This is a genomic window from Sporolactobacillus terrae DSM 11697, from assembly GCF_000648615.1.
Classification (GTDB): domain Bacteria; phylum Bacillota; class Bacilli; order Bacillales; family Sporolactobacillaceae; genus Sporolactobacillus; species Sporolactobacillus terrae.
Map to the genome: position 1 here is coordinate 13,458 of NZ_JFZC01000026.1, position 25,148 is coordinate 38,605.

Annotated in this window: 25 protein-coding genes; 9 read left to right on the top strand and 16 right to left on the bottom strand. The window is 45.5% G+C overall.

Annotated features, from left to right (window positions below; genetic code table 11):
• The 3 genes from AA84_RS0103680 to AA84_RS0103690 all read right to left on the bottom strand — a co-directional run bounded on the left by AA84_RS0103680 (window position 1) and on the right by AA84_RS0103690 (window position 2,183).
• Window positions 1-426 (bottom strand): GtrA family protein, encoded by a 426-nt coding sequence (locus AA84_RS0103680; RefSeq protein WP_081788047.1) that lies wholly within the window; start codon window positions 424-426, stop codon window positions 1-3.
• Between the two features lie 26 nt (window positions 427-452).
• Window positions 453-1,424: a glycosyltransferase family 2 protein gene (locus AA84_RS0103685; RefSeq protein WP_172968959.1), complete on the bottom strand. Its 972-nt coding sequence runs from the start codon at window positions 1,422-1,424 to the stop codon at window positions 453-455.
• Window positions 1,425-1,550: 126 nt separating this feature from the next.
• Window positions 1,551-2,183 carry a hypothetical protein gene (locus AA84_RS0103690; protein ID WP_028976075.1) on the bottom strand — a complete coding sequence of 211 codons (633 nt, stop codon included), beginning with the start codon at window positions 2,181-2,183 and terminating at the stop codon, window positions 1,551-1,553.
• Between the two features lie 151 nt (window positions 2,184-2,334).
• On the opposite strand from AA84_RS0103690, the gene AA84_RS0103695 reads away from it, so the two are divergent.
• Both AA84_RS0103695 and AA84_RS0103700 read left to right on the top strand, forming a co-directional pair.
• Window positions 2,335-2,520 carry a YjcZ family sporulation protein gene (locus AA84_RS0103695; protein WP_028976076.1) on the top strand — a complete coding sequence of 62 codons (186 nt, stop codon included), beginning with the start codon at window positions 2,335-2,337 and terminating at the stop codon, window positions 2,518-2,520.
• A 301-nt stretch (window positions 2,521-2,821) separates the two neighbouring features.
• Window positions 2,822-4,135, top strand: a complete 1,314-nt coding sequence (locus tag AA84_RS0103700; protein ID WP_037562893.1) for a hemolysin family protein — start codon at window positions 2,822-2,824, stop codon at window positions 4,133-4,135.
• A 500-nt stretch (window positions 4,136-4,635) separates the two neighbouring features.
• Here the strand turns inward: AA84_RS0103700 and cydC are convergent, their stop codons facing one another.
• The 5 genes from cydC to AA84_RS0103725 form a co-directional block, all read right to left on the bottom strand.
• Entirely contained in the window at window positions 4,636-6,384 is a 1,749-nt protein-coding gene (cydC, locus tag AA84_RS0103705; RefSeq protein ID WP_028976078.1) for a thiol reductant ABC exporter subunit CydC, read from the bottom strand.
• Entirely contained in the window at window positions 6,384-8,108 is a 1,725-nt protein-coding gene (gene cydD / locus AA84_RS0103710) for a thiol reductant ABC exporter subunit CydD (protein WP_028976079.1), read from the bottom strand. The genes cydC and cydD overlap by 1 nt, the downstream gene beginning before the upstream one ends.
• Before the next feature lie 69 nt (window positions 8,109-8,177).
• Complete coding sequence (cydB, locus tag AA84_RS0103715; RefSeq protein ID WP_028976080.1) at window positions 8,178-9,191, bottom strand: cytochrome d ubiquinol oxidase subunit II; 1,014 nt, start codon at window positions 9,189-9,191, stop codon at window positions 8,178-8,180.
• Window positions 9,178-10,584 carry a cytochrome ubiquinol oxidase subunit I gene (locus AA84_RS0103720; protein ID WP_028976081.1) on the bottom strand — a complete coding sequence of 469 codons (1,407 nt, stop codon included), beginning with the start codon at window positions 10,582-10,584 and terminating at the stop codon, window positions 9,178-9,180. Before AA84_RS0103720 ends, cydB begins: the two co-directional genes overlap by 14 nt.
• A 776-nt stretch (window positions 10,585-11,360) precedes the next feature.
• Entirely contained in the window at window positions 11,361-11,693 is a 333-nt protein-coding gene (locus AA84_RS0103725; RefSeq protein ID WP_028976082.1) for a MerR family transcriptional regulator, read from the bottom strand.
• 186 nt (window positions 11,694-11,879) lie between these two features.
• On the opposite strand from AA84_RS0103725, the gene AA84_RS18555 reads away from it, so the two are divergent.
• Complete coding sequence (locus AA84_RS18555; protein ID WP_081788046.1) at window positions 11,880-12,035, top strand: Fur-regulated basic protein FbpA; 156 nt, start codon at window positions 11,880-11,882, stop codon at window positions 12,033-12,035.
• 59 nt (window positions 12,036-12,094) lie between these two features.
• On the opposite strand, the gene AA84_RS0103735 is transcribed toward AA84_RS18555, so the two are convergent.
• Both AA84_RS0103735 and AA84_RS0103740 read right to left on the bottom strand, forming a co-directional pair.
• A complete protein-coding gene (locus tag AA84_RS0103735) occupies window positions 12,095-12,685 on the bottom strand; it encodes an RBBP9/YdeN family alpha/beta hydrolase (protein ID WP_037562895.1) in 591 nt (196 codons plus the stop codon).
• Window positions 12,686-12,746: 61 nt separating this feature from the next.
• Complete coding sequence (locus tag AA84_RS0103740) at window positions 12,747-13,352, bottom strand: phosphatidylglycerophosphatase A family protein (RefSeq protein WP_028976084.1); 606 nt, start codon at window positions 13,350-13,352, stop codon at window positions 12,747-12,749.
• Window positions 13,353-13,674: 322 nt separating this feature from the next.
• Here AA84_RS0103740 and AA84_RS0103745 point away from each other — a divergent pair, with 322 nt between their 5' ends.
• Window positions 13,675-14,358, top strand: a complete 684-nt coding sequence (locus AA84_RS0103745; protein WP_028976085.1) for a DUF421 domain-containing protein — start codon at window positions 13,675-13,677, stop codon at window positions 14,356-14,358.
• A gap of 299 nt (window positions 14,359-14,657) precedes the next feature.
• On the opposite strand, the gene fabI is transcribed toward AA84_RS0103745, so the two are convergent.
• Window positions 14,658-15,434, bottom strand: coding sequence for an enoyl-ACP reductase FabI (gene fabI / locus AA84_RS0103750; RefSeq protein ID WP_028976086.1), 777 nt, complete (start codon window positions 15,432-15,434; stop codon window positions 14,658-14,660).
• Window positions 15,435-15,762: 328 nt separating this feature from the next.
• Here fabI and AA84_RS0103760 point away from each other — a divergent pair, with 328 nt between their 5' ends.
• A complete protein-coding gene (locus AA84_RS0103760; protein ID WP_028976088.1) occupies window positions 15,763-16,929 on the top strand; it encodes an FtsW/RodA/SpoVE family cell cycle protein in 1,167 nt (388 codons plus the stop codon).
• A gap of 156 nt (window positions 16,930-17,085) precedes the next feature.
• Complete coding sequence (gene prpE / locus AA84_RS0103770) at window positions 17,086-17,826, top strand: bis(5'-nucleosyl)-tetraphosphatase PrpE (RefSeq protein WP_028976089.1); 741 nt, start codon at window positions 17,086-17,088, stop codon at window positions 17,824-17,826.
• Here the strand turns inward: prpE and AA84_RS0103775 are convergent.
• The 3 genes from AA84_RS0103775 to yjbM all read right to left on the bottom strand — a co-directional run bounded on the left by AA84_RS0103775 (window position 17,807) and on the right by yjbM (window position 20,292).
• On the bottom strand, window positions 17,807-18,712 hold the full coding sequence (locus AA84_RS0103775) for an RluA family pseudouridine synthase (RefSeq protein WP_051577799.1): 906 nt from the start codon (window positions 18,710-18,712) through the stop codon (window positions 17,807-17,809). The genes prpE and AA84_RS0103775 overlap by 20 nt on opposite strands.
• A gap of 61 nt (window positions 18,713-18,773) precedes the next feature.
• Window positions 18,774-19,613, bottom strand: a complete 840-nt coding sequence (locus AA84_RS0103780; RefSeq protein ID WP_051575302.1) for an NAD kinase — start codon at window positions 19,611-19,613, stop codon at window positions 18,774-18,776.
• Window positions 19,614-19,665: 52 nt separating this feature from the next.
• Window positions 19,666-20,292, bottom strand: a complete 627-nt coding sequence (gene yjbM / locus AA84_RS0103785; protein WP_028976092.1) for a GTP diphosphokinase — start codon at window positions 20,290-20,292, stop codon at window positions 19,666-19,668.
• A gap of 163 nt (window positions 20,293-20,455) precedes the next feature.
• Between yjbM and AA84_RS0103790 the strand changes: the two genes are divergently transcribed.
• From AA84_RS0103790 to AA84_RS18910, 3 genes are read left to right on the top strand one after another with little or no spacing between them, the layout of a single operon-like run.
• A complete protein-coding gene (locus AA84_RS0103790; protein WP_028976093.1) occupies window positions 20,456-21,040 on the top strand; it encodes a CYTH domain-containing protein in 585 nt (194 codons plus the stop codon).
• Window positions 21,041-21,047: 7 nt separating this feature from the next.
• Complete coding sequence (locus AA84_RS19555; RefSeq protein WP_028976094.1) at window positions 21,048-21,743, top strand: lytic transglycosylase domain-containing protein; 696 nt, start codon at window positions 21,048-21,050, stop codon at window positions 21,741-21,743.
• A gap of 16 nt (window positions 21,744-21,759) precedes the next feature.
• On the top strand, window positions 21,760-21,927 hold the full coding sequence (locus AA84_RS18910; protein WP_160168689.1) for a hypothetical protein: 168 nt from the start codon (window positions 21,760-21,762) through the stop codon (window positions 21,925-21,927).
• 72 nt (window positions 21,928-21,999) lie between these two features.
• Here the strand turns inward: AA84_RS18910 and AA84_RS0103805 are convergent, their stop codons facing one another.
• Together AA84_RS0103805 and AA84_RS0103810 are read right to left on the bottom strand one after the other, a co-directional pair.
• Window positions 22,000-23,694 (bottom strand): M3 family oligoendopeptidase, encoded by a 1,695-nt coding sequence (locus tag AA84_RS0103805; RefSeq protein ID WP_028976096.1) that lies wholly within the window; start codon window positions 23,692-23,694, stop codon window positions 22,000-22,002.
• Window positions 23,695-23,868: 174 nt separating this feature from the next.
• Entirely contained in the window at window positions 23,869-25,122 is a 1,254-nt protein-coding gene (locus AA84_RS0103810; RefSeq protein ID WP_028976097.1) for an MFS transporter, read from the bottom strand.
• Between the last annotated feature and the right edge of the window lie 26 nt (window positions 25,123-25,148).

Sequence of the window (25,148 nt, forward strand, 5' to 3'; positions counted from 1 at the left end):
TCAAGATTTGAATACCCATCGTTTACTTAAAATAAAATTAACACTGAGTCCGATCAGCGTGCTGATGACTTTATTCAAGTACAAGGGCAAAAACAGCATGCTATGCATTGCTGCTAAGGTAATCCCTAATACAGCCGCATTTAACACTACAAATTTTATTGCTCTGACTCGCGAATGCATTGATTCGGCAAAGGTTACCTTTGAATTCCATAGATAGCTGTTCAGCATTCCGGCTCCATACGAAACGATTTGCGCGATCACATAGTCGATCAATACAAAATGCGTCAGTAAGTAAAAAACAATAAAGTCCACCGCTGTATTGCTTACCCCGACGAAACCAAACAGAATCGCCTGCTTTAGCCAGCGCCAGTTCGAATGATTCGTACGCATTTCATCCCGCTTGTACTGTTCCGATTTACTGCCCACAATCGCCGCATTCCCTTGTCATCAAGTTATTTGTTCTTGTTCCATGTCGTGATTTCTATAGTATACCTCGGACGCTTTTTTGTTTCCGTAAAAATTTTTCCAATGTATTCGCCAATAACGCCAATGGCAATTAATTGCATACCGCCAATCAGCCATATCGACAGAATCAGAGACGTCCATCCGCTGATCGTGTGGCCAAGCAGCCAGTTGATCAATGCGTAAGCAGCGATTCCTGTGCCGATCAATACAAAGAAGAATCCGATATTCATGACTAATTGAATTGGAACAATACTGAAAGAAGTGATCCCGTCAGCGGCAAAAGCGAGCATTTTTTTCAGTGGATATTTCGATGTTCCCGCATACCTTTTGCGGCGATCATAATAAACCTTGGCTGATTTAAAGCCAAGCAGCGGAATGATCCCGCGAATAAAAACGTTCTCTTCCTGATAGCGTTTAAACGCCTGCACGGCTCTTCTGCTGAGCAATCGGAAATCCGCATGATTTGGAACCAGCTTTACGCCCATCTTGGCCATTAGTTTATAAAAGACTAAAGCCGAGTTTCTTTTGAAAAAACTGTCTTGATCACGGCTTTTTCTTACGCCGTAAACAACGTCAAATCCTTCATGATACTTGTCAATCAACGCATGAATTGCTCGAACGTCATCTTGCAAATCTGCATCAATTGTGATGACACAATCGGCTTGGTTGCTGACCGTTTCCATGCCTGCAATCAGTGCGTGCTGATGTCCAAAATTTCGGCTCAGCTTCACGCCTTGAATACATGCATCGGTTTCCGCTTTTTCACGGATAAGCGCCCAGGTCCGATCCGTACTGCCGTCATCAACAAACACAATAAAGCTTGACTGATCGATTTTACCACTGATCTTTAAATCGCGAAGCTGTTCACTTAATTTTTTAAAAGTCTCTGGAAGAACCGCTTCTTCGTTGTAGCAGGGAACAACGATGCTAAGCAGCGTTTCTTCATTCATTGTCACCATCTGCTCCATTCCTTCTAATGAGTACCCTTTCTAACAGTGATTCCTTTTTCTCCTAGAATCAATTGATAGTATACCGTTGCTGCTCTAGGAATACGGCAAAATGAAATTCTTTTCACAACTAGGTGCTCATTGTTTTTGTAATGTTTTAATCGCAAAGCCGGACCAGCTCTCCATTCGTTCCAGAATAGATGGATCACTAAGCTCCTGAAGCGTTTTCCAGCTGCCTTCTAGTTTATCCTTCTCACGAACCGTGACTTCAGCGTCATCCGGCAGTGAAATCGCTACAAGCACGCCAATATGTACTTTTCCGACCTCGGTCTGATCATCATTAATTAATCCAATCGTGCGATATTCAGCAGGCTCTGCGTTCTGTACAAGCAGTTCTTCATTCATTTCCCGATCCAGATTTCGCTTCAGCACTTGCTCGAAGTCCGCAGCAGACTCAACCCTGTTCATATGTCCACCGACACCGATGGAGAGTTTCCCATGCAGTCGCTGCTCGCCGCCTCCGCCAAGCCTTCTATAAGTAAAGTAGTGATCACCCTTTTTAAGCACCGCGTAAGGAATCGGCTGTTTAAATTGCGGATTTTCTTCCGCATCGCCTCGGCGCATGACTCGGTAATGTTCAGCCATTCTCTTACTTAAAGCGGCAACTGCTTTTCGATCTTGTTCCGTTCCTTGAAACGTCAGGTCATTGCCCGCTTCATCAAATAATAGCAATCGTTTTACAACAATAATTTGTTCGTCCATTTTTCCCATTAATCGTTCCTCCAAGTTGCAAGTTCTAACACAAGGGTGGGTGATTCTTGTGCGCTTGTCAAGCCTCGCCGCAAGATTGGGCGTTTTAATGATCGCCAAATGTACCGGGGTTACATAGTATATGGTATCTCGTGATAAAGGAGTGATTTGAATGGGCAACTTTGGTTTCGGCGGATATCCGTCTAATGCTCCGTACGGCGGAGCTGGCGAAGGCTGCGGCTGTGGCGGCGGCTACCCAACTTATCCAGTAGGTGGTGCTTCCTGCGGCAGCGGTTTTGCGCTGATCGTCGTACTGTTCATCCTGTTGATTATCGTTGGTGCTGCATTTGTTTGCTGATTAAGAGGCATCAAAAAACCTTGGCGGACTAACCGCCAAGGTTTTTTTCTTGCAGGATAAGATTTGCTCCGTCTGCACCAATAAATCCGTATCTTGACCGAGAATCAAAGCGGAGATGCTCTGGCGCCAGTGAGAACAGCGTGCCAACGAGACCTGGACGGCCTAAGGCAAACAGCTAAAGGGCAAAACTTCTTCGTCTTTTCCTCGTGCAATTACCCGCCGCTTTTGTGTATAATTAAATTTATGAAGCACGTTTGCATAATTGGAGGTGACACCTGAGCGTTGGCAACAACGGCTCAGGATGCATTTGAATAGTACAATCGGCCTGATCATTGTCGTCCTTTTAATTTTATTGACAGCTTTCTTTGTAGCTGCTGAATTTGCAATTGTTAAAATTAGGACCACTCGATTAAATGAATTGATTAAACTCGGAAACAAACGCGCCGCCGCATCGAAAAAAATTGTTGATGACTTAAACGCATACCTCTCAACAACCCAGTTAGGTATTTCAGTGACTGCACTCGTTTTGGGCTGGATCGGCGAACCCGCAGTTGCTCGCTTGTTCAATCCGATATTTGCGTTATTCGGATTAAACGATACGCTTGTACACACCCTTTCCGTTTTAACCGGATTTATCCTCATTACATTTTCAAGCGTTGTACTTGGTGAATTGGCACCAAAAGGAATTGCGATTCAAAAAGCAGAACAAATAACATTGGCGATTGCCTATCCGCTCATTTGGGCGCATCGGCTTTTGTTTCCGTTCGTTTGGCTGCTCAACACACTTTCGAATGGTGTCATCCGTTTATTCGGCATAAGACCGGAAGATCAGCATGACAGTGCACTGACTGAGGGCGAATTGCGTCTGACATTAGCCGACAGCTTTAAGAGCGGTGAAATCAGCCAAGGCGAAATGCGCTATATGACGCGTATTTTTGATTTTGACGACCGAACAGCGCGTGAAATCATGGTTCCCCGAACTGAAATTGTATGTATGTATAAAGAAGATCATTTGGAACAGTGGCTTCAGACCTTGCATGATGAGAAGTATACACGATTTCCAGTTGTTGAAGAAGATAAGGACCATGTCGTCGGTATGATCAATATTAAAGACATGTTCACCGATGTCCTGAATAAGGATCTGAAGCCAATGATTCACTATATACGCCCGATTCTATCTGTGCTCGAAACAACACCGATTCGTATGCTGCTCGAGCGAATGCAGAAAGAAAGCATCCATATGGCAATTCTTACCGATGAGTACGGAGGTACCTCCGGCTTAGTGACCATTGAAGATATCGTGGAAGAAATTGTCGGAGAAATTCGTGATGAATATGATGATGGGGAAGAACCGATGATTCAAAGCATTGATGCTGAAAAGACACTTGTAGACGGAAAGCTTTTGATTGCTCACGTCAATCAACTGTTCAAAACCGCCATAGAGGAAGAAGGCATTGATACAATCGGCGGTTGGATCATGGCGGAAATACCCAATGTAAAAGTGGGATCAACGTTTCATTATGGTCAAGCTACTTTCGAAGTGCGAGAAATGGAAGCTCATCAAATTCGCAAAATCATGATAACCCGACAGAAACACATCGCAAAAAACCAATAATTGCAATAATCAAAGAGGGGATCCAAAATCAACGTTTGGATCCCCTCTTTTATCACGGGTAAAGAAAGTATGTGATTTTACCCCGTCTTCAAACCAATAGACCAATGTTTTGGCCAAGAATCAAAGCGCAGATGCTCTGGCGCCTGCGGGACCAGCGTGTCAGCGAGACCCCGCAGAGTCTTGCCTGTCTGAGGAGGCTTGCGGTGCGCCCGCGGCAAGCGAGCAATCGGAGCGGTGATTCAGCACGGATAAGACACGAGTCCATCACACATGTATGAAGAAACTTTCCTAAAGAAACTTTCCTAAAGGAACTTTCGCTAAGTGCGCATACGTCCTGTATGCAACGCGAAAGTCATCACATCCTGTGAAAGTACGTCCTGTATGCAACGCGAAAGCCACCGCATCCTGCGGAAGTAAGGATCGGGCGCTTTTGCCCGGTTTTTCTCATTTCATTATCCTTGGTTGATCCTTTACGAACAACCGCTTTCCCTATGACTTGTTCATTCGATAATCGACTTCCGTAGTCTCACAGGGACATCAAGCGCATAGAGTTTGCTGTATCGGCTCGAGTTCTGAAGCAGCTGCTCGTGGGTTCCTTGCATCATTGCCCTGCCATGCTCCATGAATAAAATATGATCCATTTGTTCTGCACCAATCAGATGATGGGTCACCCAAATCAGTGTTTTGCCCTCTAACGTGTCAAAAATCTTTTGCAGCAGTGCTCGTTCAGTTATCGGGTCGAGTCCCACAGTTGGTTCGTCCAAAATAACAACCGGCGTATCCCGCAATAAGGTTCGTGCCAGAGCGACGCGTTCCTGCTCTCCGCCAGAGAAAATCGCGCCGGCCTCGTGCATTTGTGTATGATAACCGTTCGGAAGCTGTTCAATTAATTGATGCAACCCCACTTCTTTTGCCGCCGCCACAGCCTCATCAAACGTTGCCTCCGGACTACCGAGCGTTAGATTATTCAGTACGGATGTATCAAAGAGATGCGGATTTTGGCTGAGCACTGAAAACTGGCGTGATCGATTGGACCCAAGCAATTGGGTTGACAAGCCATTCAAGGTTACCTCGCCTGCATCCGGCTTCAGATTACCGTAAATCAAATGTGCCAATGTGGATTTTCCAGCACCGCTTCGCCCAATAAGTGCCAACTTTGCACCAGGCTTAAGATGCAGCGATACGTCGTGCACGGCCCAATCGCTGTTCGGAGTATAGCGAAATGAAACATGGCTCACATCAATCGTCAATGGACCCTTCGGCAATGCTTGGCTGGTGCAGGATCGATGTGATTCATGTTGCGCTGGTGCTTCGATCTCTTTCAGACGTGCAAGCGCACGTTCATACTGAGGAACACGTTCGACAGCCTCAGAGAGCGGCACAAACGCTTCAGCAACGGAAAAGATGACTAAGGCAAATGCGGCAATTAATGTCGGCTGTAACGCACCTGTATGGGACATGTTTCCGGACCAGACAACCAGACCAATAACGCAGATCCCAATCAACACTTGAGCGATAAAATCACGTCTCTTTCTGAAAGAACTAACCGCACGCTCCTCTTGTCTTGTTTCGTTTTCAAGCTGCTCATAGTGACGTAGAAACTGGTTTTGCCGTCCCGACATCATCCAATCCGCAGCACCAAGCACCGCATCGGTAAGTTGTTCATACAGCTCATGCCTGCTTCTGGCTATTCTCTGATAATGGTGCCGCATCCGAATCAGTGAAACAAGAGGAAATGCGACAACGAGAAGCATCAGATAGAGCACCATAACGCAGGCAAACCTTAAGTCGAAAAAGCCAAGCACGGCGATCCAAGCAGCATAGATGATCAGTCCGCAGCAGCAAGGAAGTATCGTGCGCAGAAACAGATCCTGCAAGTGTTCAATATCATCAGATAAAGCGCTCAGGATTTTCCCTGTCTTGTATTTAGAGCGGATATAAAGTGCGGACGGCTCCAATTTTTCATAGAGATGGGCACGCATTTCAGAAAGAATTTTTAAAATCGTGTTATGACTGGCAAGTCTTCCAGCATAATTAAAAACAGCGCGAAACGTTCCAAAAGTGCGAACGGCGACAATCGGTACATAGATCATTAAAATATTCTCCGGACGCAGTGCTGCTTTCGAAATCAAATACCCTGAGGTAAAAAGCAATCCTGCTGCACAAAGCAGGGCAAAGAGACTTAGCACAGCTGCAAGCAATAAACCGCGCCAATGCTTTTTCAATGATGGAGTCAGCCATTCATTCATTAAATCCCCCCCAATTGAGCGCGAACCATCGCATGATAGACACCGTTTTTCTTTATAAGCTCGTCTGGAGTCCCGGTTTCAACAATCCGCCCGTCGCGAACAACCACAATCCGATCCATCTGCTCCATCCAGTGAAGCCGGTGGGTTGCCAGCAGCACTAATTTATGCTCAAATAAACGCAGCATCGGCTGTTTCAATTCATACTCTGTTTCAATATCCAGATGCGCGGTTGGTTCATCCAACAGCAGGATCGGACGTTCACAAAGGAAGGCACGTGCAAGCGCAACCCGTTGCTCCTGACCGCCGCTAAGCGGTCTTCCGCCACTTCCGATTCGCTCATCAATACCATTAGGCAAACGGCGAATCAAGTCTTCTAATCCGGCTGCACGAACCGCACGAAGAATTTCCTGATCCGATGCCTCTGGTTTATAAAATGCGATATTGCCGCGCAGCGAGGTACTGAATAAATACGGATGCTGCGGAATATAGGTGACCTGGTTGCGCCATTGGTCCGATGTAAACCGTCCGGGTATCTCATTGATTTTTATCGAACCAGAATTGGGTTCAATAAACCCGCCCACCAGATCAATGAAGGTTGATTTGCCTGCTCCACTCGCGCCAATGATGCCAACCTTCTCAAACCCCGAAAAGGAAACAGAAATGCCCTCAAGCGCCTTTTTATGCGCCCCTTCATGCACTGCATCGCAACCGTTAAGCACAACGCAGGCCTGCTCATTCCATTTCATTTTGTTTTGTACCGACTGCTGCGTCACTTCATTGGATCCTTTTGACGCTGCGTATGCATTTAATCGACGTGCTGCCTCTTTACCATCGAGGGTCGCGTGGTAGTCCTGACCAAGCTCGCGCACCGGTAGAAAATATTCCGGTGACAGAATGAGGACAATCAGTGCCGGCTCTAACAAAATGTGGCCGTCAATCAAACGAATGCCAAGGGCAACCGCTACAAACGCAATGGACAGCATGGTGAAAAAGTCCAATGCAAAGGATGACAGAAAAGCAAGACGCAATGTACCCATGGTCATACTTCGATATTTGTCACTGACACGTTCAATTGTTTTTTTATGACGTTTGCTGATCCCCAAATAATAGAGTGTCGGTAAACCTCTCAGCGAATCAATAAAGTGATTGGAGAGCACGCGATACGATGCCCAACGATCATCCATTCGCTTTTGTGCAGCAAGCCCTAAGAGAATCATAAAAATAATCAGTACTGGCATGGTCAGCAGCAAAATGATCCCGCTCATGCGATCTTTCCAAAAGACAAAGCCAAGAATGAGTAACGGGATCACTCCATTTGCCGCCATTTTTGGAATAAAGAGTTCGAGGTAGCTGCGTGTCTGCGCAACCCCTTCCAAAGCAAGCGCCACCAGCGAACCGGTCCCCTCCTTACGGGCAAGTTCCGGTCCGGATGCAAAGAGCTGCTTTAAGAACTTTTTTCTCAAATTCGCGCTTGTTCGCTCTGCAAAACGATAGCATGCTTGTTTGATGACCAAAACGGTAAAATAACGCAACAGCAAAACAACGAAAAAAAGGAGCAGATCGGAGCGGACGCTCGCAATCTGTCCTCCAGAAAAAAGACCGGATACAATCCGGCCTAGGAGTGCAGCTTGACCTATGATACAAACACCCTGAATGACGGTAAGCAGCGCAGTGACTGCAAACAGAGGCTTGGCACCTTTGTAAGACAACAATTCCCGATCCATAGATAAGCTTGGCAAAGACTCCGACAGGTTGTCATGAGCGCCAAGCGTACACATCCTTTCTTTCTGAACTTAATATTCTAGATGATGATCCTTGGTCACTCTTTTTCTGAAAACGTAATAGCTCCAAATAGAATACCCCAGAACAAAAGGCAGCAAGGTAATGGCAACGATGGTCATTACGGTTAGTGAATAAGATCCAGACGCTGAGTTATATACGGTTAGATTATACGCAGGTGTAACACTGCTAATCATCAATCTAGGGAACAACCCGACAAACAACGAAGCGACGGTTAGCAAAATGACGCCGGCATTCATACCAAATGCCCAGCCGTCACGCTTTTTACTCAAGAAGACAGCAGACAGAATCAGGACAATGACGTCAAGCGCATAGATTGGATAAAGGAATGCGCCGCGTTTCGCAAACAAATCCGTAACAAAGTACGTCACACTAATAAATGCGAGCGCTGCAACCGCCAAAATCCAGAATACTTTTTTGGCCAGCGCGCGTGCACGCTGTTGAAGTTCGTCTGTCGTTCTCAGGCAGAGGAACACGAGTCCATGGTAGAGACAAAGCAGTGTGATGAGGATGCCGCCGAGTACGGAATACGGGTGAACAATGCTTGCAAACGTCGCATGCATGTTCATATTTTTATCAATCGGAAGTCCATACACAAGGGTTGAGAAAACGACACCCCATAGGAACGGGCATAACAGACTGGCAATGAATATTGCCCAATCCCAAGTACCTGACCATTTCGGATGGTCTACTTTTGCTCTATATTCGAAAGCCGTCCCGCGTGCGATCAAGAGCAACAGCAGGAAAACAAGCGGTACATAGAAACCGCTGAATAACGTCGCATACCAATTTGGAAATGCCGCAAACATTGCACCGCCTGCGGTAATCATCCAAACCTCATTCGCATCCCAGAATGGGCCGATCGTGTTGATCAACATTCTCCGTTCCGTTTCATTTCGCGCGACAAAACGCGTGGCCATGCCAACGCCAAAATCGTATCCTTCAAGAAAAAAGAATCCGATGAACAAAACAGCGATCAATAAAAACCACAATTCATTCAGTAACAACGTGATACGCCTCCCCATCAAATGGATCATTCGATGAAACATCCTGTTTAGCATTTAGCGATGGACCTTCTTTAAAGGTGCGCACAAAAAGGTAGATCATTACTGCTGCAAGAACAGAATACATTGTGATGAACGCTATGATCGAGAAGAGCAATTGTCCTGCCGTAACATTTGGTGATACACTGGCCGCCGTTTGCATAAATCCAAAAACTGTCCACGGCTGCCGGCCAATTTCGGTCATCAGCCATCCGGACGTGCTCCCAATGAATGGAAAAGCAATCGACGCGACCATGATTCTCAAGAACCACTTGCTGTCTTGTAATTTCTTTTTCCAAAGGAGGAAGACACCGACAAGACCGATTACACAAAGCAGGCCACCGAAACCACTCATGACACGGAAGCTCCAGAACGTTGTCTTAACCGGCGGAATATAATCCCCCTTACCGTACTTCGCAACATACTCTTTCTGCAGCGTCTCCATGCCTTCTACGTTGCCGCTGAACGTTCCGTAAGACAAGAAGTCAAGCAGATAAGGAATTTTCATTTCCTGATTGTTCTTATGGTTTTTCGTGTCTATGGAAGCAATAACTGTCCATGCAGCGGGACTTCCACTATCTTTCCAAAGCCCTTCAGCAGCAGCCATCTTCATTGGCTGCGTTTGAACCAGATATTGTGCCTGAGCATGCCCGGAAAAAGCGATCGCCAGACTGGAAATAACGCCAACGATGATCGCCAGCTTAAATGATTTCAAATAAAAGGATACTTGCCTTTTTTTAAGCAAGGCAATTGCACTGATTCCGGCAACCACAAACCCTCCGGTTGCAAAGGAGCCGAAAATCGTATGTGGGAATTCCACCCATAACTGTGGATTGGTTAAAAGCGCCAAAAAGTCGTTCATTTCTGCTCTGCCATTATTGATTTGAAAACCAACGGGATGCTGCATAAACGAATTCGCGGTCAAAATCCATAATGCGGATAAGGTCGTTCCGGCCGTCACCAGCCAAATGCAGGCTAAATGTGCACCCTTGGACAATCGATCCCATCCAAACAGCCAAATACCGATGAATGTCGATTCCATGAAAAATGCGAGCAATGCCTCAATAGCAAGCGGAGCTCCGAAAACGTCCCCCATGAACCGTGAATATTCCGACCAGTTCATACCGAATTGGAATTCCTGCAGAATACCGGTAACAACACCGATTGCAAAGTTAATTAAAAAGAACTTCCCCCAAAATTGAGCCATTTTCTTGTAGATTTCATTTTTCTTAACGACATACATGGTCTCCATAATTGAAATGATAAGTACAAGACCAATTGAGAGCGGTACGAAAAAAAAGTGAAAAATCGTCGTTGCCGCGTACTGAAATCTCGCTAAACTCAATACATCAAACATGCTCTCTCCTCTTTTCAAGTGGGTACCCTTAGGTAGGGGTACCTTTTATCTCTAAAAGCAGCAATCATCTAAAATGATCCGACCGATCGGATTAAAAGTGTAACAGATGTCACAATCCACTACCTACTTTACAACTTCTTTGGCACCATTCACCCTGTCGCTCATGACAATTTTGTGAACATATCGTGACGTATTTTTATCCAAATTGTGACATTGTTCGCGTATGAACAATATGTATTTGACAAGAGAAAAAATATTTCTTGTTTTTTTGACAATCAGAAAAAAATTAAAATCAATGTGAAACTGTTTTAAAACAATTTTTCTTATGCTGAATGTGAAACATACCCGATGCCTCGTTCATAATCAAATTCGTCTTCCATGCAGCTTTGATTCATCGAACTTGAGCTTAAACGACACTTCAATCCTAAGTAGCACAGTACGTTCAAAACCATATCAGTGCTTTCCCTATGAGAAAAACCAAGTTGTGCTTGGTCCTTTATCTCCAGCCATGCGTGATGGATTCGTGTCTTTTCGGTGCTGAATCGTCGCTTCGGTTACTCGCTTGCCGCGGGCGCACCACGAGCCTCCTCAAACAGACAGGAATCTGCGGGGTCTCGTTGGCCCGCATCAACCAAGCGCGATCCCGCAGGCGCCAGAGTACCTCCGCTTTGATTCATAGTCAAGACACGGAGCTATTGATTTGAAGATGGGGCAAAATCTTATACTTTCTTTCCCTATAAAAAAAGCCGGCACTTCTGCCGGTCTGCTTGGTTCGATTAATCTCTCTTATTAAAATAGGCATTAAGCTGGCCGCGAATCATCCGCTCCCTAAGCTTCGTATCATACCGCTTATCCTCTTTTCGCTGCATCTCTTTACGCAGCTCGGAGGTCTGCATACCATCCTCCATCTTATTGGCGATATCCATGAGCGCTTCAACATCTGCAAAAGAATATTTGCGATTCCCGCGTTCCGTTCGTTCTGGAAAAATCAGTTTTCTTTTTTCATAATAACGGATCTGCCGTTCACTCAGTCCTGTCAGCTCGCAAACGGTTCCAATCGTAATCACCTTTTTATAGAGATAAGCATCTTTCTGAGAATGCGTCGCCACTCGTTCACCCCTCCACTTTCGTTGAAATGTTTTCAAAAATCACGCAATTGTGTGTAAGATAATATTACATCTACAATCGTTACAGTTCAATAACTATGTAAGATTTTATAACGAACTATTGGACGAAAAAATGAAAACGCGCTAAACTATTTATAGGATTAATGCAGACATGAAGAGGTGTGTGCAATGACGGAGACACTCACACAAAATAACGAGAAAGAAAAGAACGCCCTCATCATTAAGCTGTTGAACGAAGGGGTTTATAAAACAAAGAATCGTCAGCTTTATCAGCTGTCCTTTAATGAACTTAAAACGCTATATAAGAAGATCCTGCAGCCATAACGTGCTGAAAAGAGAAGGGTATCTCATAAGTCGATCATGACCTGAGATACCCTTCTTTCTCAACTATTTTTCCAGTCCATTTGATCCTCAAGGCAAAGCTTAAGCATCCACGGCCATGGACCATAACCGGAATCAAGGTTGATATGCCCTTGTTCAGGAATAATAAAACAGGGTAAGCAGTAAGTCAAAAAGTGACCCATATCCTCTTGTGGCAGAAAGGGATCGTTGGTAGACAATACAAACAGGCTTTTCTTAGCAGCCGCTGCAAGCGATTGTTTCGCTTCCGGCAGCGGAAAAAAATCTTGAATTTCTGCTTTTTTATGATAGGGAGAAGGCGGACAAACCATAATCACACGATCAATGCGTCGTGAAAGACGCTGCGCAGCATAGTGAATCCACAGGATGCACCCTAAGCTGTGCGCGACGACCGTTAACGGTTCGTCAGGTATCTGCTCAAGCGTTCGGTTCAGCTGATTGAGCCATACGTTTTTGAGCGGTCGATCCCAATCCGAAAATTGAGGAAACCAGACCTTCTTCCCTTTTCTTTTTAAGGATTCCGTCAGCCATTCTTGCCAATGCCCGCCCTTGCTTCCACCAAGCCCATGCAGCACAAGATAATTCATCACATGCACCTCAATTACTAAATCCATTTCATAAATGCACCTTTTTTCATTATACAACAATAAACGGATCCGGGTGATCCGGATCCGCTTATTTTCTATGAGATTGAGCAGCTCTTTTCTCTTCATCATCCCTAACACGATGTGCGAGACGGCTTGATGCGTCCGCAGCAATACTCGCAATTAAATCATCGAGAAATGTGTTGACCCGCCCACCTTTAGCCAAATCCACTTTTCCGATAATCTTCGGCTTGACTTTATCCAAATAGCCAAAGGTAGTCGCCGCGATACTTCCAAAACTTGAAACAGCTCCCAAAGCAATCGTTTCATCGACTCCGAACAATCCTTCATCTTGATCAACCAGCGATTGCAGCGGTTCGGATAACATTTTCTTCTCAGCAAAACGATCAAGTTCGATGCCGACCAAGATCGCATGCTGCAGTTCGCGCTTTGCAAGCACTGCCTTAACATTCTCCACGCAGAGTGCCTTTGTTAATCCGGACATAAACGGTTTCTGCAGATCAAATACAATCTCGGCGATATCGTCGATTTGCACGCCTCGTTCAGCTAAAGCTTTTTCGGCTGCACGTTCGACCGCCTCAGAGGTGACTCTTTTTTTATGCGCTGAGTAAAAAGTTGCACCCTCCGGAAGTCCCGGAGCATACGTCATGCTTTTTGAAAATGATTGATCTTCCATCTATTTTCTCCTTCCGAGCAGCTCGTCACAGGAATTTGAACCTGCATCGAGCAATCAATAAGTTGCAGCGTGCAGTTCTCCTCCCCTCATTTTATGCAAACCTCATTTAAAAAATGACGACTATGGTTGCGCAAAGCACAAATTCTTTGCCCTGTGTATCGACAGCTGACTTTGTGATGCACGCAAAGACCTGTACCGCTATTCTAGTCCAATGGCTCGTATCGAATCAAGAAATTCCAATGAACACATTCTTATAGGCGCATAAATTAGATGATTTGCTCTCAAACTAGATTTATGATGATTTAGAAAAGGTGGCCGTATCATGCATGAACTTATCTCAATCTCTGTGGAACTCACTGTCGGCCTATTCGCGCTGCTTCTGCTCACTAAGATGATGGGCCGAGCCTCGATGTCCGAATCAACCCCCTTTGACTTCATCTCCATGATTGTCGTCGGTGATTTTGTGAGCGATGCGATCTATGATCCGAATACACATGTCTTCAAGGTGATCTATGCCATACTGTTTTGGGGGATCGTTATTTATATCATTGACCTGATCACATTAAAGTTCAATAAGACACGCCGTTTCTTCGAAAGTCAGCCATCTCTCATCATAAAAAAAGGCCGTATTGATCGCCAAGTGATGAAGAAAAATCGTGTCGATATGAACCATTTGCAAATGCTGCTGCGCGACCGCAGCATTTTTTCTCTTCGTGAAATTGAGTATGCGGTTCTTGAGCCGAACGGCAAGGTATCCGTTATTCGTAAATCCGATAACGAGCCAACCGTCCGAAGCGATTTTTCACTGAAAGCAAAGAACGTTTGCCTTCCCGTAACGCTCATCAGCGATGGGGTCATCATTGAAAAAAATTTAGACACGCTTGGCAAAACAAAGTCTTGGCTCATGCATGAACTGAAAAACTACGCGGTTTCAGAGGCAAATCAAGTAATGTTCGCCGAGTGGCGCGATGATGACGGGCTATTCATCCAAAAGATGAGCAACTAGCTTTTTACTGATCGAAACTTTACGGATAGCATTCAGTTTATGCAGCACTTGCATGTTTCTTGACATCTTTTCTGAGATGAGAAAAACCGGGCAAAAAGCGCCCCGTCCTTACTTCCGCAGGCTGCGGAGTCTTCCTTGGCTCGCTGTTCCCGCAGGCGCCAGAGTACCTCCGCTTTGATTCTTGCCAAGACACGGGTCTATTGGTTTGAAGACAGGGCAAAATGCTAAACTTTCTTTACCTGTGAAAAAACTGCCTGTCCTTCTTTCGAAGGAAGACAGTTCTTTTTTCTCTTGAAAAGTCAGATGCTGATAATGTTGAATCCGGCATCAACATGAAGCGTTTCGCCTGTAATATTCTTAGACAAATCACTGAATAGGAACAATGCCGTATTACCAACATCTTCAGGGCTAATTGAGCGGCGAAGCGGTGCTTTTTCTTCAATCACTTTAAGTACACCATTGAAATCTGAGATACCCTTTGCAGAAAGCGTACGGATCGGTCCGGCAGAAATACCGTTCACACGAATGTTGTCCTTACCAAGATCGTTCGCCAAATATTTTACGCTCGCATCCAGGCTCGCCTTGGCAACGCCCATGACGTTATAATTTCTAACGACACGTTCCCCACCGAGATAAGTCATTGTCACGACACTGCCGCCTTCAGTCATCAGTCCTTTTGCTTCTTTAAGTACGGCAGTCAGCGAATAGGCACTGACATTTTGCGCGAGCAGGAAGCCGTCACGCGTCGTATTCATGTAATCGCCGTCAAGTTCTTCCTTCTTGGCAAAGGCAATGCAGTGCGCCAAACCGTGAATTACGCCAACATCCTCTTTAATCTTTGCAAAAGTTGCTTGAATCTCTTCATCAATGGTTACATCGCATGGATAAAAAAGGCTGTCCTTGCCATCAAGTGTTGCCGCCAGCTTTTCGACGGGTTCGCGGAACCGTTCATTATTGTACGTAAAAATCAGACGCGCTCCGGCACGATCCAGCGCTTGCGCAATGCCCCATGCTATGCTTCGTTTATTCGCAACGCCCATCACAACATAGGTACGCCCTTTAAGTGTTAATTCCATTGCAAAACCTCCCTGTATCACTTCAGTCCAAACGTTATTATATCATGAAAGCGGCGCGCGCGTCCCTTTCACAGTCGATCATCGTGTTAAGGCAAGCGGCGCAACGGCTGATTTGCGATCATAAAAAAATCCGCGGAATTTTCTTCGTTATCGGATACAAAATCGCGAACAACGACGAATGTTTTTAATTAACAATCATGAACCCTTAATGACTTCAATTCACCATTTTGTTTCTTTTTTACCCGCTTTACGCTATCATGATTAAGGATTACCAACCAATGGCTAAGTACATATTTGAGATCTATTATAAAGAAGAAGGATTAAATTTATGTTAAATCGAGATTCTCTAGCTAAAATAGACTACACACTGTTTTTTATTGTATTCTTGCTTGCTTGCATCAGCTATATTTCCATCTCCATGGCGCCGTTGAAATCAGGTGCTCCCGCTGTCGGATTGGCGTATCGTCAGGTGATCTGGTATGTTTTCAGTACTATGATTGCTGTAGCAATTATGTTCTTTGACTATGAACGTTTGAAACGCATGCACTGGATCTTTTATGGAATCGGCATGTTTTTGCTCATCGGCCTCACCTTTGCGCAACTCGGATTGCCCGTTCCTATGGTCGATAAATCGCATGGAGCAACGAGCTGGTATGCGCTGCCTGGGATCGGACAGCTTCAGCCCTCTGAGTTCATGAAACTATTTATGATTGTCTCGATTGCGACAACCATTGACAAGCATAATGAAGTTTATTCCATCCGTGGTTTACGAGAAGACCTGCTGCTGCTCGGTAAAATTGCGCTGGTTTCATTACCGCCTTTTTTTCTCGTGTTTATTCAGCCTGATCTTGGAACAGCTTTAGTCATGTTCAGCATTATTCTTTCAATGACAATCGTCAGTGGCATTAATTGGAAATTAATTGTTTCAATTCTGATAACATTGACGGCAGGTCTTGCTTTTTTCGCGATCAGCTGGTTTCATTTTCCACAGATCATTAATATTTTTCTTAAATCGCACCAAAAAGACCGTTTTTTGGCATGGCAGGATCCAGAGCGTTATTCCTCTGAACAAGGCTATCAGCTCCTTCAGTCGATCCGATCAATTGGATCAGGAGAATTTTTCAATCATCAATTTAATTCGGCGATATCGCTTCCGGAATCGTACAATGACTTTATTTTCGCTGTCATTGGCGGCGGTTTTGGGTTTGTCGGTGCAGTCACCGTTATCTTGCTGTTCTTTCTATTAATTTCGCGTGTGATCAAAGCCGGAGCTGAAACCCATGATCCATTTGGCAGCTATATCTGTACAGGCATCATTGGCATGATCATGTTTCAAGTTTTTGAAAACATTGGAATGACGATTCAAGTGATGCCGGTCACCGGGATCACACTTCCTTTTCTCAGCTATGGGGGAAGTTCACTGCTCTCCAGTATGATCTGTATCGGTTTAGTGCAAAGCATCCGCCTTCAAACGCAAAAATTTATGTTCTCCTAAACAGCCGCGCGCGGCTGTTTTTTATAAAGAAAGCAAGTACATGGCTTTGAACTTGCTGAAGGGAACTTCCGCTTTTTCTGATACAGAAATCAAACTTATGAAGCGGGCGCAATTGGAGAAAATAGGTGAGAAGGCTCGATACGGAGGATGAGGGATATGTACGACGTCATTGGTGATGTTCATGGCTGTTATCGGGAGTTTGTTCGTCTCACAGAGAAGCTCGGCTATCAGTGGACGCAGCATCTGCCCATTCATCCCGATCAGCGAAAGCTGGTTTTTGTCGGTGATATTGCCGACCGCGGTCCGGATTCTCTGCAAATGATCCGGACCGTCATTGAATTGGTTAATCATGAGCTTGCTTTGTATGTGCCCGGCAATCATTGCGATAAACTTTATCGCTACTTCATTGGCCGCCGCGTTCAAATTGCCCATGGGCTTGAAACAACGGTTCATGAGTTGGAACAGTTGGACACACAATCGTACAAAAGAATAGCAGAACAATTTCAGAAATTGTACCAGAAAGCGCCGCTGATCTTGTATCTTGATCAGCAGCGCTTGGTGGTCTGCCATGCCGGCATCAGGCAGCAGGATCTCTTTAAACCGATAAACAAGAAAATCAAAAGTTTTGCGCTCTATGGCGACGTAACCGGAAAAACGGATGCTGATGGGCTTCCTGAACGTCGCGACTGGGCGGTCAATTACCACGGTAAAGCGCTGATTGCTTATGGCCATACGCCCGTCGTCCGTCCACGCTGGAAAAATAAGACGGTTAATCTAGACAGCGGATGCGTCTTTGGCGGCCAATTAAGTGCACTGCGCTATCCGGAAATGGAGCTAGTCTCCGTAGACTCAGCGATGCCGCGCATTCCTGAGCGGTTTAGATCTTTTCCAGATTGACCGGCTCATGCATCAGACGCAGCATATCCTCCGGGCATTGCTGGTGCACATGCATCCGCTCACCTGTAAATGGATGCATAAACGATACTTCAAAACTGTGCAGCGCCTGGCGGTTGATCAGCGTCAACGGCCCACCATACAAGTCGTCGCCCAGCAACGGATGGCCAATTGAAGCAAAATGCACGCGAATCTGATGGGTCCGGCCAGTCTGCAGACGGACAGCAACCAGTGTCCAATCCGCAGATCGCTGCAACACTTTGTAATGTGTGATCGCTCGTCGCCCTTCGCGCCAATCAACACATCGCTCAATCGCGCTCCCTTCTTTCCGACCGATTGGCGCGTCAATCACGCCCTGATCTTGATCGATCGTCCCTTGCACGCAGGCAAGATATCTGCGATGAATGTCTCTTTTTTTCTGCATTTTAAAAAACCGTTCATGACTGAAACGATTTTTCGCAACCAGCATCAAGCCTGACGTATTGCGGTCCAGCCGATTGATGATATGAACCGTTGACGCCAAATGCTGCGCATGAAAATAATAAAGCAACCCATTTGCTAAAGTTCCCGACGGATACAGTTGTGAGGGTATCACCGGGATACCCGCCGGTTTATTGACAATCAGCACAACATCGTCTTCATAAACAAGATCAAGCGGCAACTCATTTTCTGCTAGAAACGCGCTAGGCGTCTCTGGAGGAAAAATAATTTGCAATTTTTCGCCTTCCTGAAGGACATGACGCACGGAACGTTCTTGTCCATCCACAAGCAGTTTACCGCCTTTGTATTTAATCGCCGATAGGGCGCGCCTTGAAATACGGATTTCTTTTTTTAAATAGTCACGCATGATCATGCCGTGTTCTGAAGCACTCATGATCTTCTCAATCATAAAACACTTTTCCATGACAACCGGAACAAGGTTCCTCATTCACGTCCTTATTCTATATAGTTTAACCAATAAACGAGTCGCGAACGCGCCGCCAGAACGGGAACGGACGGAAACGCGCAAAGCGAATCTTTTCTTCCGCTACACCGAATTCAATTTTTTTCACATCCTCATGCACACGAGACAAATGATCGACGGAAAGGGTAAACGCTCGATCAGCAACCGGCATAACCTGACAGTGATGGTGCTGCGGCAAGATTAGCGGTGAACCCACCGTACGAAAAACACGATTATTAATGGATGCGATTTCGGTCAGCTGAATTGAAGGCAAAGAAGGATGAACCAGCGCTCCGGACAATCCTTTGTTATATGCGGTTGATCCGGTCGGTGTTGAAAAACACAACCCGTCTCCCCGGAAGCTTTCAAACTTCTCGCCTTTGATCAAAACGTCCGCAACGAGCAAGCCGGAAGCGCTGCGTACCGTGCATTCATTGAGCGCCAGCAAATCGTCCGGTTTCACGTTGCTGCTATAATGCACACCAATATGCAGCAGCGGATATTCCACCAAGTCAAAGCGCTTTCCAATGATCGCTTCAACCAATTCGTCCACTTCTCCCGATGTCCAGTCTGCATAGAAACCTAAATGCCCGGTATGTACGCCTACAAAAGCAGTCGTGTTCAAACGATGCGTGTAGGTGTGAAACGCATGCAGAAGTGTCCCATCGCCGCCGATTGAAATCACTAAATCCGGTTCATTCTCATCATAAATCATTTGCTTTGCTTTTAGTTGATCCAGTATTTGCCTATGTAATTCAGATGATAATGGATCGTCTTTGTATTCAATCGCAAACTTTTTTAAACTTCCTGCGGGAATATTTCTTATATGAAGCGCTGAATCACTCATTTTCTATGAACTCCTTCCTATTGCTTAGTTCGGAAGCCTCTTCATCCATGATTCACGACTCCTGTTCGCTATTTTTCTGATTAAAGCGCAACTGAGCCACCTGAATTTCATCGCGAATCTGCGACATTTCTTCATCAAGTCGAAAAGCAGCTTCAGCCGCTCGCAGCAATCTTTTTTTCACATCTGTCGGAATCTTGCCATTATATTTATAATTCAATGAGTGCTCAATTGTTGCCCAGAAATTCATCGCCAGCGTGCGTACCTGAATTTCAACAAGAATTTTCTTCTCTCCGCTTACCGTCTGAACCGGATACTGAACGACTACATGGTAGGAGCGGTAGCCACTCTTTTTCTTTTCGCTAATATAATCACGTTCTTCCACAACGATAAGATCGGTGCGGCTTCGGATCAGTTCAACCACACGGCGAATGTCGTCTACAAATTGACACATCACACGAATGCCCGCTAAATCCTGCATCTGCGTGTTGAGTTGCGTCAAGGGAATCCCCTTACGCCGGGCTTTTTCAATGATACTTGGTATTGGTTTCACACGACCGGTGACAAATTCGATCGGCGTATTTTCTGAGGTTACTTCATATAATTCACGGTAACCGCGTAGTTTCACTTTGAGTTCATCAACTGCCTGTTTGTAAGGCGCCAGAAAAATATCCCACTCCATTTCGATCACTCCATCTCGTCCAAAACAAGAACAACGTACGTTCAAATGTTGCGCTCTCCGCCCGAAAATGAGCAGCTCTCAGTTGTTTCTTCCCCCCCATTATGTCATAATTTAGAAGAAGTTACGAATTTATGTGATCGATTTGAAGGCGGGAAATAACGCGATGAGTCACGAATTAGAAATTGAATATAAAAATATGCTGACGGCTGAGGAATTTGCCAAACTCTGCACAGCATTTAAAAAAGACGAACCATCCTTCTTTAAACAAATAAATTACTATTTTGATACACCGACTTCCGCCTTGAAAAATAAGAAAACGGTGCTGCGTATCCGTGAAAGCAGCGGCACACATGACTTTACCCTAAAGCAGCCTCATAGCGGAGTGATTCTTGAGACACACCAGCAGCTGAGCGACGAAGAAAGCCGTTCAATGATTCAGTTAGGGATTGTCCCGTCAGGAGAAATTGAACAGGCCATGACTAAAATTGGCGTCGATGTCGATCAGCTTGTTCTTATCGGCGAACTGACGACAAAACGCTGCCAGTTCCCCTATCATTCCGGAGAACTTTTTCTCGATCACAGCGTCTACCTTGACCACAGTGATTATGAATTAGAATTTGAAGCTGCGGATGCACAATCCGGACCAGCTGTTTTTAATACTTTGCTGCACACCTTTGCGATTCCGCGTAGGCCCTCGCAAAGCAAAATGATGCGTCTGAATCAAGCCATTAAAGCCAGAAGGAGCTGAGAGAATAATGACCGTCAATCCAAGTACAATGGCACAACTGTTGTCCTTATCACTCTGTTCCGGAATTCAAAATCAATCATCCGATCAGCAATCACCTTTTTCCAGTACGGATCATGATGCTACGCAGTTATTCGGTTCGCTGCTCGCAATGATGATGAACGATTCCTATTCAACCAGCGGTTCGGGGCGGTCCATCCCCTCCGAACGCGCTTCATCTGCTTCGTCCATTTCAAGTACAAATTCGGATCAGATGCTGTGGCAACAATTAGCCGACACCCTACCGGCGCTGAACATCACGGATTCCTCAAAAAAATCAGATTCAGGTTATGACATGATCATCCAAGAAATGAGCACAAAATATTCCGTGCCCGCACCGCTGATCCGCTCAGTCATTGATACGGAATCCGGCGGAAATCCAAGTGCAACCAGTTCATCTGGGGCAATGGGCCTGATGCAGCTGATGCCTAGTACAGCAGCTGATTTAGGGGTCACAAACCCTTATGACCCTGCACAAAACATCGAAGCCGGCACTCGTTATCTGAGTCAATTGATTAAGCGCTACAACGGAGATAACCGCTTAGCGCTCGCTGCCTATAATGCCGGTTCAGGCGCGGTACAAAAGTATGGCGGTATCCCTCCATTTCCTGAAACTCAGGCTTATGTCAGCAAAGTACTGAGCAAGGTTCAACAAACCTATGTATGAAGGGCGGTATCCAATCATGGATGATGAAAGACTGAAAGCAATTGAAGCCAAGCTGTCTGCCATTGAAAAGGAACTTCATGAATTAAATGAAGCGAAGCAAAGACCGCACTTTGCTTCGAATACCATTTGGGCATTGATTCCTATTGTTGCAATTATCATGTGGGGTCTTCAAGGACTTTTCTGATCGTCTTATTGCTAGAAAACACCCTCGAATCCATTCGATTGGATTCGAGGGTGTTTCTTTAAAGACATCCTTTTAATAGCTGCTGTCGTCGACTTGATCGAGCCAATCGGTCACAGATGCGACAACCGACGCAACACAGCCCGCTTTGAACGGTGATTCTAATCCGGCCGTCTTCACGAGCTCCAAGAAAGACTTGCTTCCGCCCTGCTTGCACAGGTTTAAATAGTCCTTCCATGCCGCATCATAATCTTCCTGTGATTTCTTCCAAAATTCAAACGCACAGACTTGGGCCAAAGTGTAGTCAATGTAATAGAATGGCGATTCATAAATATGACCTTGGCGCTGCCAGAAACCGCCCTTTTCCAAGAATTCAATCCCGTCATAGTCACGATCCGGCAAATATTTTTTCTCAATCGCCTTCCAAGCTTGTTTCCGCTCAGCCGGGGTCATTTCCGGATGCTCGTAAACAACATGCTGGAATTCATCAACACTCACCCCATAAGGAAGGAACAGAAGTGCATCGCTTAAATGTGAGAATCTCCTTTTATTTGCATCCTCTTTGAAGAACAGATCCATCCACGGCCAGGTAAAGAATTCCATACTCATCGAATGAATTTCGGCCCCTTCAAATGTCGGCCAGCGATATTCCGGAATCTCTGTGCGTGTCGTATAGACCTGAAATGCATGCCCCGCTTCATGAGTCAGCACGTCAATATCCCCGGCTGTACCGTTAAAGTTTGAAAAAATAAATGGTGAGTTATAGTCAAAAATATATTCGCAATAGCCGCCGCCCGCTTTTCCTTGAGTTGCCAGCAGATCCATCAGATGATGATCTAGCATGAATTGGTAAAACGTTCCTGTCTCCGGCGAAAGTTCCGCGTACATCCTCTTTCCATTTTCAATGATCCACTCTGAATTTCCCTTTGGAGCAGCATTTCCTGTGGTGAATTGATACGGAACATCGTAATAGTATAATTGATCCGTACCAATCCGTTTGCGCTGCCGCTCATAAAGCTTACTTGCCGCCGGCACAACGTATTTGCGAATCTGTTCGCGATAATTCTTGACCATCTCGCGGTCATAACCGATCCGCGCCATTCTGTAGTAACTCAGATCAGCATAGTTGGAAAAGCCAAGCTTCCGGGCAATCTCCGTCCGAATCTTCACCAACTGATCATAGATCTCATCAAACGCTTGTTCATGTTCGGCAAAATAACCGAAATAAGCTTCAAGTGCCGCTTTTCTTTCTTTCCGATCGGCAGATTGTTGGAAAGGCGTAAGCTGAGCCAGCGTCCGTTCCTCGCCCTTAAATGGAATCTTCGCAGCGGCAATCAGCTTGGTGTACTTGGAGGTCCACTTATTTTCCTGCTGCATAAGCGGAATCACTTCAGGGGAAAAACTTTTAAGCTGTGCTTCGGCAAGTGCAAAAAGCTGTTTTCCCCATTTTTTCTCCAACTCTGCGCGAAATGGCGAGTCAAGCAGCAGTCTATAGAACGCGGTCGTCTTTCCTTCAAAAATCGGCATGGTTTCATCAGCAAAGTCATTTTCCTTTTTATAAAAAGGATCCTCCGTATCGATGGTATGCCGAATTCCAACAAGCTGGAACATGGTATCCAAATGCTTGCGCATACGATTGATCGCTTGAGCCGCACAAATCGCATCATCTAAGTTTGCAGCGTGCTCAAACGCATCAAAAGCTTTGCCGAATGCCCCTTCATAGTTTGCGACATCCGGGCGCTCATACTTATAATCTTCAAACACCGTCACTGCAAAAACACCCCTTTTTCCATTCCTTCTCTTCTTTCCATAGCTTAACTATTATATAAAGAAAAATGAGCAGCGCCAAGTTTCAGACGCAACGCCACCATTTACGCAAAAAAACCGGTACCTGCCCGTGTTGATCGGTGCAGCACCGGTTTTGCGTCTTCAAGACTAGAGTAGTCAGATATGCTGACTTGCAATGCTGTGATGGTGATTGTGATGGTGCCGGCGATAGCGGTGACATGCTCCATTCAATACCATTCTCCGTACAAAATAGCAAAGCGTCATCCCGATGGTACATAACAGCGCTATTGCAATAACCAAGCCCGTCCATCCATACCATTCAAGGAACAAGCCGCCAACAGATCCAACCACGCTGGAGCCGACATAATAGAACAGCAGATACAATGAAGAAGATTGCGCCTTCTCACGTCGATTCGCCAGGATGCCGACCCAGCTGCTAGCCACCGAATGGCCACCAAAGAAGCCAAACGTAAACATCGCTAATCCGAAAATTTTAACAGCCAAGAGCGACGACATTGTAATCACCAGCCCGCCGATCATCATGATCAGACAGAGACCAATCACCCCGGAACGGCTCGTATGATCGGACAATCGTCCCATCCAAGTGGAGCTGAATGTTCCAACAAGAAAGATAACAAAAATAAACCCAATCAATGTCTGGCTTAAATTATAGGGCGGCTCCAAAAGCGGAATACCGAAATAATTGTAAATCGTTACGAAACTGCCCATCAGAATAAAGCCTATTAAGTATAAGAAAACCAGAGCCGGTGACTCAATATTTTCAAGAAATCCCGCCGTTGTTCGTTTCATCGATCCGCGTCTTGAATCAAAGTGTTTTGATTTTGGGAGCAGGATCATGAACAGCCCACACATGACTAAGTTGAGTAAGCCTAATAGAGCGATGGCCGTATTCCAAGAAAAAGCATCACTGAGTGAGCCGACAATCAAACGTCCGGCTAATCCGCCCAGACTGTTGCCGCTGACATAAATGCCAATCACATAGCCGAGTACCTTCTTGTCAAATTCTTCGTTTATATAAGCCATCGCAATGGACGGATAGCCTGCAAGCAGCGCGCCCTGAACAAAGCGAACCGCAATTAAAAGCGGCAAGTTCTGAATAAAGCCAACGGTAATTGAAAGAAATGCAGACGACACAAGAGCAAGAATCATAACTTGCTTTCGATCATACATCCCTGAAGTAAACGAGACAAATAATAGGAAGATCGCCAGTGCACCGGTTGCAGCAGACAAAGACAAACTTGCTGCAGCCGGTGGAACGTTAAATTGCGCGGCAATAACAGCAATAACCGGTTGCGTACAATAAAGATCGGCAAACATAATAAAGCTTCCCAAAAATAAAGCCACTAATGTCTTTTTAAAGGCTTTACTTTCAGGCGATATAAAATCCATGTAAAACGACATCCTTTCTGTTTCTG